The organism is Porphyrobacter sp. ULC335 (assembly GCF_025917005.1).
GTDB lineage: Bacteria > Pseudomonadota > Alphaproteobacteria > Sphingomonadales > Sphingomonadaceae > Erythrobacter.
This window is the reverse complement of sequence record NZ_CP078091.1, coordinates 3,280,897-3,293,177: the sequence shown is the minus strand read 5'-3', so window position 1 is coordinate 3,293,177 and position 12,281 is coordinate 3,280,897. Positions and strand designations below refer to the sequence as shown.

The following is a 12,281-nucleotide window of genomic DNA, read 5'->3' as shown; positions in this document are numbered from 1 at the left end:
CATGGGGGTTTAGAAACGGTAGCTCGCCGAAAGGCTGAGATTGCGGCCGGGGCGGGTGAAAGCGTCGAAGATGCCGGCGTCATTGACGCTCAGCCCGCGCACATCGGACCACAGGGCGTAGGTCTCGTTCGTCAGGTTGAAGAGGCCCGCGCGCAGCTTCAGCGCATCGGTCACGGCATAAAAGGCGGTGAGATCGAGGATGGTCGACGCATCGGGCCGCACGAACAGATCGCTGCCATTCGCGGCGCGCTCCAGCTCGCCCCTTTCCTTGCGGGCGTTGTGGGTGAGGATCAGCTCGCCGCCAAACCGCCCCGAAGGCGCGCGATAGCCAAGGCTTGCGACCAGATTGAACGGATCGATCGTGTCCAGCGGTGTGCGCACGCCTGCCGGATCGATGGTGTCGCCATCGGCATAGGCCATTGCGAAGCGCGCGTTGAAACCGCTGGAAAGCTTCATCTCCGCCCGCGCCTCGACCCCTTCGATCCGCGCGCCGTCGAAATTGACGAACTGGAAGATCGCCGGATTCTGCGGAGTGAACCCGCCGCTTACCACCTGCTGGTTGATGAAGTTGTCGTAATCGCCGCGGAAACCGGTGAGCTGAAGCGAGAACACCTCGCCCACATAGCGCGCGCCCACTTCCCAGCTTTCGCTGGTTTCAGGCCGCAGATCGGGATTGGGGATGGAGGTGTATCCGCCTGCAATGAATTCGAAGAAGTTGTTCACCTGAGAAGGCGTCGGCGCGAGGAAGCCTTGGGCGTAATTGCCGAACAGGATCACATCGGGCGCCAGCTTGACCGTCGCGCCGAACTTCGGGGAGAGGCGATTGGCGCTCTGGCCCTGCGGGGTGAAGGCGGTGAGCAGCGGATCGTCGGTCGGGTTCAAGTCATAGAAATCGAACCGCAGCGCCGGAAACAGGGTCAAGGCGCCGTCCAGCAGCGTGATCTCGTCGGCGATGAACATCCCGCCCAGCGTGAAATCGGTCGCCGGGAAAGCGCGGGTGGGGAAGCTTTCACCACGCCCGGGGAAGGTGCCATCGCGCAGGCCTTCCTGGCGCGTCCAGCTGATATCGCCGCCGATGGCGATGCGGTGGCGCATCCCGGCAAGGTCAAAGCTGCTGCGCGCCTCGCCCGCCGCGCCATAGACCCGGTTTTCGAAAGTGTTCAGCCGCTCGCGATCCGGCGCGGGCGTGGCTGTGAGCGTGGTGCGTTCTTCAAAGGCAAACTGGCGGTCCTCGGCATCCTGCCAGAAGGCCGAGACGAACGCATATTCGATCACATCGTCGGGGGTGCCATCATAGGTCCAGTCGACCGAGGCGCGCTTGCGCTGGTTGGTATCACGCGCGTTCAGCGCATCGACGGTCCACACCGGGTTGGGCCCGAAGGTGAAGGCCGGGCCGAGGCCGGTCAGCACCCCGGTTTCGACTGCGCTGTCCAGCCATTCGCCGGTCAGGCGGATGCGGTGCGGGCCATTGTCCCAGACGATCTTGGCGAGCACCGCATCGCTGCGCCCGTCCTGCGGGTTGGGTGCGGTGCGAGAAGGGCCGGTTCCTCCGGTGGTTCCGCGGTTTTCCAGCTCGCTGAAATCGCGGCGGGTATAGGCAATCATCGCCGACAGGTTGCCGGTCTGCCCGGCCAGCGTTGCGGTCTGGGCGAATTCATTGTCGTCGCTCGAATATTGCGAGTTGACGAAGCCGCCCAGATCGGCGCCTGCAATGATGTCGACCGGGTCGGACGTGACGAAGCTGATGGCGCCCGCCAGGCCATCGGAACCGTAAAGAGCAGAGGCCGGGCCGCGCAGGATTTCGACCTGCTTGACCAGACTGACATCGGCAAAGCCGCCGCGTCCTGCGTCCTGCGGGCCAAAGCTGAAGCCTTGCGGGGAGCGGATGCCGTCGACCTGGATCAGCACCCGATTGCCGCCGATTCCGCGCACCGCGAAGTCCTCGTTGCGGGCGCGGCCGGTGGCACCGATTGCTGCACCGAAGCGGGCGGGCGCGCGGCGGACGGAGACGCCAGGTTCGAAGCGCACCAGATCCTTGACGTCGGTGGCGAGCTGGTCGGCAATGTCTTCGTCGGTGATGATCGTGACCGTTGCCGGTGCTTCTTCCTGCAACACGGGTGCGCGGGTGGCGGTGACAGTGATGCGGCCGGTCTGCGGCGGCGCTTCGGCGCTCCCTTCAGCCCCTGACAATCCGGTTTCAGCCGCGCTGGCGGCCCCGGTCGCACCGACCGTGAGCAAGACGGAGAGGGCATAATGCGTGAGTGGTTGTGATGACATCGGACTGGCTTGTTCCCTGCTGATATGAGCCGGGCGTCAATGCCGTTATTGCGAATGAGAGTCAATATTATCCGTAATAAGAATCATTAGCAAAAATGGTCTGTGCTCAAGCGCCCTCGCAAGCGCGGAAAGATCTGGGGTGAGGTGGAGGACTGCTGACCGGTCGGAAGCAGTGGCAGGCCTAGGCGGCGGGCGGCCCGCTGTCGCGCTCGGCCGCTTCTTTCGCTGCCTTTTCGGCGCGGGTCTTCTTGAGCATCCGGTCCATCTTCCAGAACTGCCAGACGCCGAAACCGATCGCGATGCCGTAGAACAGCACGATCTCGATCCAGCCAAAGTTGCCCATTGCGCCTCTCCTAGCTCTGCTCGGCGAGGAACGCGGCGATCAGCGCGGCGGCTTTCTCGGGTGCTTCCTCGTGGGCAAGATGGCCGAGGCCGGGCAGCACGTCCAGCCGCGCATTGGCGAGCCAGCTGTGTGCATCCTTCGCCCAGTCGAGCGGGATCGCCGGATCATTCGCACCGTGGACCAGCAGCACCGGATTGCGCACTTCGCCCATCCGCAGACGCAGGCCGGGCAAGTCCCAATTGGCCATCATCGCCAGCGCGCCGCCCGCGTGGCCGGGATGTTTCAGCAGCGTGCTGTAGCAAGCCAGCCCCTCGGCATCGATATGCGAGTGGGTGGATCGCCACAGGAACCGCTTGGCTCCCCCGACAAGGTCGATGCTTCCGGCAAAGAAGCGCGGCACCAACGGATTAATGAACAGCGCTTTCGCCACCGCGGGGAAGATCTGCGCTAGCGCGCCGGGGAAGGGGCGCAGCGCGGAATTCAGCCCGATGATCGGGCCGGTGTAGCCGTGATCCAGCGCCATTTGCAGCGCAATCGCTGCGCCTGCCGAATGGCCGATGATTGCGGTCGGCTCGACCTCCAGCGCCTTCAGCAACGCAGCAATCTCGCGTCCCATCGCGGGCAGGCTCATCGCATAGGCATCGTGCCCTGCGGTGAAGGCGTGGCGGGGGAGATCGGGGGCGATGACGGTGTGGGTCTTGGCAAGGATCGGCATCAGCCCGCGCCACGAATGCACCGAGGCGCCGGTGCCGTGGAGCAGCAGCAGCGGCGGGCCGGAACCCATGCGCTGTACATGCCAGCGCGCCCGGCCAGTGGAGACGAAGGTGCTCGCTTCCCGATGCGGCCAGATCAGCCCTTCGCGGTTCCAGTCGAGGTTGCTCACGCCGCCTTGCCGATCGGCTGGACGGCGTTGATCGCGGCTTGCAGCATCCGCGCATCGGCGCGGGGCAGGGCGAGGAAACGGCCGCCCAGTGCATTCGCCAGCGCCGCACCTTCGGGGCCGGGGCGGGCGGAGATATCGACCACCAGCGCATCGATCCCGCGCGCGGCGATGGCTTTGGCGGCGGCTTCGGCATCGGCGGCGGCTTGGGGGCGACCGGGCGAGCCGTCAGCAGCGATATTGGCGCGGCCGTCGGTCAGGATCACCAGCGCCGCGCTGCGTCCGCGGGCGATCACCGCCTCGGCCACCTCGCGCGCCGCGTTAAGGCCCATTGCCAGCGGTGTGCCCCCGCCACCGGGCAGTTCGGCCAATGTCCGCCGCGCGCGGGTCAGCGAGCGGGTGGGGGGAAGCAGCAGTTCGGCGGTGGTGCCGCGAAAGGCGACCAGCGCGACTTCGGAGCGGGTGACATAGGCCTGCCCCAGCATCAGCTCGACCGCGCCCTTGGCCTCGGCGAGACGGGCGGCGGCGGCGGAACCCGAGGCATCGACCGCGAATATCGTGACGCGGGCGGTGCGTTCCTCGAAACGGCGGATGCGCAGGTCTTCCTTGCGCATGATGAGCGGAGCATCGGAGTTTGCGCCCTGTTCGCGGCGGCGTATGGCCTGCCAAGGCACGGCAGCGCGCAGGCTGTCGATCAGCGCCAGTTTCGCGCCCCCGCGCGGCATGCCCGGACGCGCTCCCAGAGGCTTGCCACGGGTCGCCGCCTTGCGCTTCTGCCCGGTGCCGCTGCTGCTTGACCGGCGCGGGGCCTTGCCCTGGGCGAGGCTTTCGAGCAGGCCCGCCGGAATCGCTGCCTTCGCCGCCTCGACCAGAATGTCGGAGAGGTCGGGTTCCTGCTGCTCGCGGTCGGCGTCGTCGGAATTGTCCTGCTGGCCGTCTGGCGGCGGGGGCGGGCTGTCCTCGGGCGGAGCGTCCTGTTCCTGCGGCGGCAGGCGCGTGGCGCGCGGGGCTAGGACGAGGCGAACCGCGCCCGTCAGGTCGGACGGCAGGACAGCATCGCGTCCTTCCAGCGCTGCCAACCCCCGCGCGGTTTCTCCGGCAAAGATCAATGCGCGCAAGGAGTCGACGCCCAGCACCTCGGCCGTCGCGGCCAGCGCGCGCAGGGCGGCATCTTGGAGCGGGGCGACATCAGCCATCGCACCCTCTGCCGGGGCAAGCTCCACCCCCTGCCAGCGACGCGAGGCGGCAAGATCGCAGGCGAAGGCGAGGCGTTCTGTCAGGCTGGCGGGCGGGGCTTCTTCGGGCTCGGTCGCATCGTCGAGCAGCACCAGCGCGGCCTGCCCATCGTCCAGCGCCTGCGCCAGCCTTCCGGCAATCGCACCATCCATCCGCTCGGCCATGCCTGCCAGCAAAGCTCCGCCGCGCGCTTCCTCGATCAAGCCGGTCTGGCGGATCGGCTTGCCGGCGGTGAGGCTGGCGGCAAGATCGATCCCGCCGAGCAATCGTTCGTCATCAATATGGCCGGGGAGGCGGCGCAGCGCGATATGCTCGCCCAGGGCCGCCACCAGCGCCTCACGCGCCGGGCTGCTGCCGCGCAGTACCAGACCCTTGAAGGTTGCGGGGGCCAGAGCAAACAGCCGCGCCGCCAGTACCGCATCGTCCAGCGGATCGGCGGGCGGGGCGGGGGGCGTCATCCGAACAGCTCGGCAATCGCCCGGGTAATGCGCACGGTGGAGCCCGTCTCGTCGAGCACATCGCGCCGCAGCCGGTGGCGCAACGCGGAAGGGGCGATGGCGATCAGATGCTTGCGCGTGACCTTCTTCGCGCCTTCAAGCGCCGCCAGCGCGCGGGCGGCGCGCATCAGGGTCAGCTCGCCGCGCAGGCCATCCGCGCCGACGGCAAGGCACAATTCGGCGGCATCGCGCAGCACGTCCTCGCCCGGCGCAAGCTTGGCGAGCCGCGCCTTGCCCTTGGCCACGCGGTTGAGGGTCGCTGCGTCGTCCTCCGCCCAGCGCGCGGCAAAGGCCTGCGGGTCAGCCTCGTTGGCGGCGACGAGGCGCATGATCTCGATCCGCACCTCGATATCCTTGGGCGTGCGCACTTCCACCGACAGGCCGAAACGGTCGAGCAGCTGCGGGCGCAACTCGCCCTCTTCGGGGTTGCCGCTGCCGATCAGCACGAATTTGGCCGGGTGGCGGACGGAAAGCCCCTCGCGCTCGACCACATTCTCGCCCGAGGCTGCCACATCGAGCAGCAGGTCGACCAGATGGTCTTCGAGCAGGTTGATCTCGTCGATATAAAGAAATCCGCGGTGCGCCTTGGCGAGCAGGCCGGGTTCGAACGCCTTCTCGCCCGAGCGCAGCGCGCGTTCGAGATCGAGGCTGCCGATCACCCGGTCCTCGGTCGCGCCCAGCGGCATGTCGACGAAGGGCACGGCGCGTTTGACCATCTTGCCGCTGCCGCACACATCGGGGTAGCGCGCCTGATCGTCCTTGGAGCAGCCGTATGGGCAGCCTTCCGCCGCCATGATCGGCGGCAACAGGCTGGCGAGCGCGCGGGCGGCGGTGGACTTGCCCGTCCCCCGATCGCCAAACACCATCACCCCGCCGATACTGGGATCGACGGCGGCGATCAGCAGCGCCTGTTTCATTTCGTCTTGACCGACGATTGCGGAGAAAGGGAAGCGTGCCATGTACTTTGCCTTGTGGACGTTCGGGCGGCTTTGGACAAGCCCAAGTGACAGGCTGGCGTTACACTTTGTGGCTAACGCTTGCCCAGCCGGTTGAGCACCAGCACCGGCAGCAGTCCCGCCGCCAGCAGGATCAGCGCAGGGATAGCCGCCTCCACCAGCCGCTCGTCGCCCGCGAGGCGGTATGTGCGGGTGGCGAGGGTTTCGAGGTTGAAGGGGCGCAGGATCAGCGTGGCGGGCAGTTCGCGCAGGGTGTCGATGAACACCAGCGCGGCGGCGCCCGCAAGGCTCGGGGCGAGGAGCGGCGCATAGATGCGGGCAAGGACGCGTGACGGTGCAGCGCCGAGGCTGCGGGCAGCAGCGTCAAGCCCCGGAGGAATGCGCGCGATACCGCCGCTGACGCTGTTATAGGCGACCGTCATGAACCGCACCGACAGCGCATAGACCAGCACCGCGCTCGTCCCCGTCAGCAGCAACCCGCCGCTCCAGCCGAGGCTGTCGCGCGCAAAGCGGGTGAGCGCGACGTCGAAGGCCCCCAGGGGCGCGAGCAGACCCACCGCCAGCAGTGCGCCGGGCAGCGCATAGCCCAAGGTTGCCAGCCGGATCGCGCTGGCAGTGACGCGCGAGGTCGATCGCGTGCGGGCAAAGGCAAGCAGCAGCGCGGCGGCAAGGCACAGGCCCGCCGCGGCAAGGCCGAGCCACAGGCTGTCGCGGATATAGGTGCCAAGCTCTCCGGCAGCGGCCTGCGCAGTCTCGGTCATTGCCATCGTGGCAAGATACCCGGCAGGCAGGACGAAGCCGAGCAGCACCGGGGTCAGGCAGGCGGCGAAGGCCAGCGCCTTGCCCGTTGGGGTGAGCGCCACAAGTGGTTCTTCATCCGCCCCGCGTGCAGCGAGGCCATCGCGGCTGTCACTGCGACCGGCGCGCGTCTGCGCTTCCCATGCGACCAGCGCGATGACGAAGACCAGCATCACGGCGGCAAGTTTCAGGGCGGCGGCCTTGTCCCCCATCGCCAGCCAGCTGCGGAAGATGCCGGTGGAGAAGGTGGGGATCGCGAAGTATTCGGCCACGCCGAAATCTGCGAGCACCTCCATCAGCACCAGCGCAAGACCGCCCGCGATGGCGGGACGCGCAGCGGGGAGAGCCACCCGCCAGAACGCGCGCGCCGGGGCCGCGCCGAGGCTCCGCGCGGCGCGGAACTGCGTCAGGCTCTGCGTGGCAAAGGCAGTGCGGGCGAGGAGATAGACGTAGGGATAGAGCACGAAGCCCAGCACAAACGCCCCGCCGCCCAAAGACCGGATATCGGGGAAGGAGTACTGCCCCGCGCTCCATCCCGTCGCATCGCGCAGCGCGCTTTGCACCGGCCCGGCATAATCCAGCAGGTCAGCGTAAAGATAGGCGGCAAGATAGGCGGGCAGGGCCAGCGGCAGCACCAGCGCCCAGCTCAGTACGCTGCGCCCCGGAAAGCGCGTCGCTGCGACCAGCCAGGCGCAGCCGGTCCCGGTTACGGCTGCGATCCCGCCCGCCAGCAGCATCAGCAGCGCGGTGTTGGCGATGTAGGTCGGCAGCACAGTCGCCGCGAGGTCGCCCAGCGCCTCCCCTCCGCCCGCAAGCGAGGCCCACAGGATCGCGGCAATCGGCAACCCGGCCAGCGCGGCAATCGCCAGCGCGGCGATGCTCCATCCGTTGCCGCCGCTTGCGTCCCGGCCTGCAAATTGCCTAAGGCGGCTCAACGGGGCTCCCCCGTGAAACCGTCGCGCCCCATAGGCAGGATCAGCGTTTGAGCCTCGAATTTCGTCATATTGCCCATGCTTATGGTCAGGTGCGGGCGCTGGAGGACATTTCTTTCAGCGCGCCGGCCGGCGAGATCACGTGCCTGCTTGGCGCGTCGGGTTGCGGGAAGTCAACACTGCTCGGCCTCGCGGCAGGCTTGTTGCGGGTACAGCAGGGCGAGATCGCACTGGGCGGCGAAGTGCTGGCCGATGCGCAGCGCAGCCCGCCGCCCGAAGCGCGGCCGGTGGGGCTGGTGTTTCAGGACGGGGCGCTGTTTCCGCACATGACGCTCGCCGCCAATGTCGCTTTCGGCCTGCCCAAGGCGCTTCGGGGCGAGGCGGACAGCTGGCTCGCCAAGGTGGGGCTTGCCGGGATGGGCGCGCGCTATCCGCACGAGCTTTCCGGCGGGCAGCAGCAGCGCGCCGCGCTTGCCCGGGCGATGGCGCCGGGGCCGCAGGTTCTGTTGATGGACGAGCCCTTCGCCAGCGTCGATATCGTGTTGCGGCGCAAGCTGCGGCGCGAATGCCGCATCCTGCTGCGCGAGGCCGGGGTCACGGTGGTGCTGGTGACGCATGACCCGGCCGAGGCGCTCGATATCGGTGACCGGATTGCGGTGATGGAGAGCGGGCGGATCGTCCAGTTCGGTACGCCGCAGGAACTCCACGAAGCCCCCGCCAACGCTGCCGTGGGCGCGATTTTCAGCGGGGCGCAGGTAATCGCGGGAAGCCGCGCAGAGGAGGGGCTGGACACGCCTTTCGGGTTGTGGCCGCTGGCCAGCCTCGGCACGGAATTGCCCGATGTGTCGCATTTCGATCTGCTGGTGCAGGCCGACCGGCTGGTGCCGGTGCCCGATGTGCGCGGATGCGCTGTGCGCGACGTGCATCCGATGGGCGCGCGTAGCCGCGTGCTGCTGGATGGTGCGGACGGGGCGACGATAACGGTCGAAACCGCGCTGACGGTCGATCCCTCCAAGACCTATAGCCTCGTCCCCGACGCCGAGAGCGTGCGCGCCTTCCCCCGCAGTTAGCGCTTGCGCGACCCGCGATTATATTGCAAGTCATTCGCAAGTAATCACGGAAAGCCGCTCCCCATGATCAGACTGTTCCAAGCCGCCCTGGCGTTTGTCGGCCTGCTTGCCCTGTCCGCTTGCGCCGACGAAAGCGCCAGCGAAGGCGTGCCGGTCACCGGCGAGATCAACATTTATTCCTCGCGCCATTACGATACCGATCTGGCGCTGTACGAGGATTTCACCAAGGCCACCGGCATCAAGGTCAACCGCATCGAGGCCGATGCCGACGCGCTGATCGAGCGGATCGCGGCCGAGGGCGAGTTCAGTCCGGCGGACCTGCTCATCACGGTCGACGCCGGACGCCTGTGGCGCGCCGAGGAAGCGGGAATCCTCTCGCCGGTGGATTCAAAGATCCTCGAAGAGCGCATCCCCGCCAACCTGCGCGATCCGCAAAAGCGCTGGTTCGCCCTGTCGACCCGCGCGCGGATCATCATCTACAACAAGGCCAAGGGGAAGCCCGCAGGCCTCGACACTTACGAGGGTCTCGCGGACCCCGCGCTGAAGGGCCGCATCTGCATGCGTTCGTCCTCCAGCGTGTACAACATCGCGCTGCTCTCCAGCATGATCGTGCATGACGGGCCGGAGAAGGCGGGCGCCTGGGCCAAGGGCGTGGTCGCCAACTTCGCGCGGCCCCCGCAGGGCAACGACATGTCGAACATCGAGGCCGTGGCGGCAGGCGAATGCGACATCTCGCTGGTCAACACCTATTACCTCGCGCGCTTCGACACGCCGGATAAGCGCAAGGTGCTGGACGCGATCGGCATCATCTTCCCCAATCAGGCAAGCACGGGCACCCATGTGAACATGAGCGGGGCAGGGGTGGTGAAGACCGCGCCGAACCGGGCGAATGCGATTCTGTTCCTCGAATACCTCTCGTCCGAGAGTGCCCAGAAATATCTCGCCAACGGCAATAATGAATACCCCGCGGCCAAGGGCGTTGCGCCGACCTCGGCGGTCGAGGCGCTCGGCACGTTCAAGGCGGACCCGCTGGGCGCAGCCGAGATCGGCAAAAACGAGGCCAGAGCGGTCGAGCTTTACAACGCCGCGCGCTGGAACTGATGCGGCGGGATTGCGGCACATCAAGGCCCGCTTTCACCCCTTAACACTAAACTGTCTTGAAGGGGGCGCAGGTCTAGTCCATTTGCGCCCCCATGTCCTGCCGCCCCTCCGGGCAGCGCACACCTGTATCCGAGGCCCGTTTTGAACCAGCCCACTCTGACCCGCGACCAGTTCACCGAAAGCGCGGCGCTCTCTGTCGAGACCATCACCTATGTGCACCACTGGTGCGAAGGGCTGTTCACGCTCAAGATGACGCGCCCGGCGAGCTTCCGCTTCCGCTCGGGCGAGTTCGTGATGATCGGCCTGCCCGGTGACAACGGCAAGCCGCTGCTGCGCGCCTATTCGGTCGCCTCGCCTTCCTATGAGGAGGAACTGGAGTTCCTCTCGATCAAGGTGCAGGACGGCCCGCTGACCTCGCGGCTGCAGCACATCAAGGTCGGCGATCCGATCTACCTCGGCAAGAAGCCGACCGGCACGCTGGTGACCGACGCGCTGCTGCCGGGCAAGCGGCTGTTCATGCTCTCGACCGGCACCGGCCTTGCGCCCTTCATGAGCCTCGTGCGCGATCCCGAGGTCTACCAGATGTTCGAGGAAGTGATCGTCGTCCATTCCGTGCGCAACGTGAACGAGCTGGCCTATCGCGAGCTGCTGGAAAGCAAGCTCGAAGGCGATCCGCTGCTCGAAGACGAAGACCGCGCGAAGATGATCTACGTGCCGACGGTGACCCGCGAGCCCTTCCGCACGCAGGGCCGCATTCAGGCGCTGATCGACGATGGGCGGCTGTTCGAGCAGTCGAAGGGCCCGCAGCGGTTTGTGCCGGACGAGGACCGCGTGATGCTGTGCGGCTCGATGGCGATGATCAAGGATCACGCGGCCGATCTGGAACGCCGCGGCTTTGAAGAAGGCGCGAACAACAAGCCGGGGCAGTTTGTCATCGAGCGGGCGTTTGTGGGGTAAGGTGCGGTCTATTCCGCAGCATTCACAGATGGTTCAGTATCCAAAAGGCAGCTTTCCCGAAACAGGGAGACTGCCATGCTGCACCGCTTGATCCCCGCCGCCGCCATGCTTGCTGCCGCACTCGCGCCCGTCGCCGCGACTGGCCAGACGGATGTGCGCATGTCGCCGCTCCCGAACTATAACCTCGTTCAGCTCTCGGTCGCGGCCAGTGCGGTTCCGATCGAGGAATTTCAGGCGCGCACGATGGAAATCAACTCGTGCGGAGATGCGGTGAAGCTCGGCAAGGCGCTGGATGCGAGGGTGGAGCGCAAGAACTTCGTCCACGAGACAGAGCTGCCCCCGCAGCTGCGTCCGGTGCTCCGAAACCTGCCGAACGGCATGGCGACTCCGGTGCTGAGTGAGGATGGCACAGCGCTTCATGTACTGGTGGTCTGCAACCGGGCCTGATTGGGGCTTTACGGTTACGCGCGGCCATTTCGTGATCGAGCGGGCGTTTGTGGGGTAGTTCCCCCGCCCCGGGCTTGACCCGGGGCCCCGCTGCCTTTCGAGTTCGGCCATTGGACAGAACAAGCTGGGTCCCGGGTCAAGCCCGGGACGGGGAGTAAATTTGCCTGGTTCCTCGTCACCCCAGCGCAAGCTGGGGCCTAGAGCCTCTAGGTGCAGCGCTTGCCGCCCTAGGTCCCAGCTTCCGCTGGGATGACGAACGTTTGAACTTCAGGCTTCCCCGTTGCATTCCGCGCGCTCGATCCGCCTTGTCTGCGGATCGTACACGATCTCGATGAAGCCACACCCTCCATCGAGAACGCGAGGCATCTCGCCATAGTTGTCAAACCAGCGCGATTGGCCCGCCTTGCCCATTCTTTCCGCGCTAGCCTCATTGTCGCGGACCAACTCGGCCACTTCCTCTTCGGTGCAGGGACGCGATTCGAGATCCTCGAGCATCACCTCGCAGCCATACTCGGCGTTTGCAATCGGAGGCTCGCTCGGGCTGACATAGACGGCCAAGATTTTGCCATCCGGCCCCAAGGCGTAATTGCGCGAATACTCATCGAGCGCGCCCGCTCCCTCTGGCAGAACCACTGCCGCCTCGATCGCCCGCATAATGGTAGCCTGCTCCGAGGATTGCGCTGAGCATGCCGTTCCGGCGGCGAGCACAAGAATTGCAGAAATCGCTTTCATCACAGCATGATGGCGCAGGCGGAGAGTGATGGCAATGGCTAGCAAGCCAAGCCCC

Annotated in this window: 11 protein-coding genes; 4 read left to right on the top strand and 7 right to left on the bottom strand. The window is 66.7% G+C overall.

The genetic code is table 11. The annotated features are described in order from the left end of the window. Positions 1 to 9 precede the first annotated feature (9 nt). From KVF90_RS15785 to KVF90_RS15760, 6 genes are all read right to left on the bottom strand, one after another. Positions 10 to 2,277, bottom strand: coding sequence for a TonB-dependent hemoglobin/transferrin/lactoferrin family receptor (locus KVF90_RS15785; RefSeq protein WP_264392513.1), 2,268 nt, complete (start codon positions 2,275 to 2,277; stop codon positions 10 to 12). A gap of 181 nt (positions 2,278 to 2,458) precedes the next feature. Continuing rightward, positions 2,459 to 2,620, bottom strand: a complete 162-nt coding sequence (locus KVF90_RS15780; RefSeq protein ID WP_264392512.1) for a hypothetical protein — start codon at positions 2,618 to 2,620, stop codon at positions 2,459 to 2,461. 10 nt (positions 2,621 to 2,630) lie between these two features. Further along, complete coding sequence (bchO, locus tag KVF90_RS15775; RefSeq protein ID WP_264392511.1) at positions 2,631 to 3,503, bottom strand: alpha/beta fold hydrolase BchO; 873 nt, start codon at positions 3,501 to 3,503, stop codon at positions 2,631 to 2,633. Then, positions 3,500 to 5,194 carry a magnesium chelatase subunit D gene (locus KVF90_RS15770; RefSeq protein WP_264392510.1) on the bottom strand — a complete coding sequence of 565 codons (1,695 nt, stop codon included), beginning with the start codon at positions 5,192 to 5,194 and terminating at the stop codon, positions 3,500 to 3,502. The genes bchO and KVF90_RS15770 overlap by 4 nt, the downstream gene beginning before the upstream one ends. Then, entirely contained in the window at positions 5,191 to 6,192 is a 1,002-nt protein-coding gene (gene bchI, locus KVF90_RS15765) for a magnesium chelatase ATPase subunit I (protein ID WP_264392509.1), read from the bottom strand. Before bchI ends, KVF90_RS15770 begins: the two co-directional genes overlap by 4 nt. 71 nt (positions 6,193 to 6,263) lie before the next feature. Beyond that, positions 6,264 to 7,922 carry an ABC transporter permease gene (locus tag KVF90_RS15760; RefSeq protein ID WP_264392508.1) on the bottom strand — a complete coding sequence of 553 codons (1,659 nt, stop codon included), beginning with the start codon at positions 7,920 to 7,922 and terminating at the stop codon, positions 6,264 to 6,266. Positions 7,923 to 7,969: 47 nt separating this feature from the next. Here KVF90_RS15760 and KVF90_RS15755 point away from each other — a divergent pair, with 47 nt between their 5' ends. From KVF90_RS15755 to KVF90_RS15740, 4 genes are all read left to right on the top strand, one after another. After that, positions 7,970 to 8,989, top strand: a complete 1,020-nt coding sequence (locus KVF90_RS15755) for an ABC transporter ATP-binding protein (protein ID WP_264392507.1) — start codon at positions 7,970 to 7,972, stop codon at positions 8,987 to 8,989. Between the two features lie 63 nt (positions 8,990 to 9,052). Then, the gene (locus tag KVF90_RS15750; protein WP_264392506.1) at positions 9,053 to 10,090 is read left to right on the top strand and encodes a Fe(3+) ABC transporter substrate-binding protein; all 1,038 of its coding nucleotides are present in this window, start codon (positions 9,053 to 9,055) and stop codon (positions 10,088 to 10,090) included. 141 nt (positions 10,091 to 10,231) lie between these two features. After that, complete coding sequence (locus KVF90_RS15745; RefSeq protein ID WP_319641036.1) at positions 10,232 to 11,047, top strand: ferredoxin--NADP reductase; 816 nt, start codon at positions 10,232 to 10,234, stop codon at positions 11,045 to 11,047. A gap of 75 nt (positions 11,048 to 11,122) precedes the next feature. Further along, complete coding sequence (locus KVF90_RS15740; protein ID WP_264392505.1) at positions 11,123 to 11,494, top strand: hypothetical protein; 372 nt, start codon at positions 11,123 to 11,125, stop codon at positions 11,492 to 11,494. A 267-nt stretch (positions 11,495 to 11,761) separates the two neighbouring features. On the opposite strand, the gene KVF90_RS15735 is transcribed toward KVF90_RS15740, so the two are convergent. Beyond that, positions 11,762 to 12,271 (bottom strand): hypothetical protein, encoded by a 510-nt coding sequence (locus KVF90_RS15735; RefSeq protein ID WP_264392504.1) that lies wholly within the window; start codon positions 12,269 to 12,271, stop codon positions 11,762 to 11,764. Positions 12,272 to 12,281 lie beyond the last annotated feature (10 nt).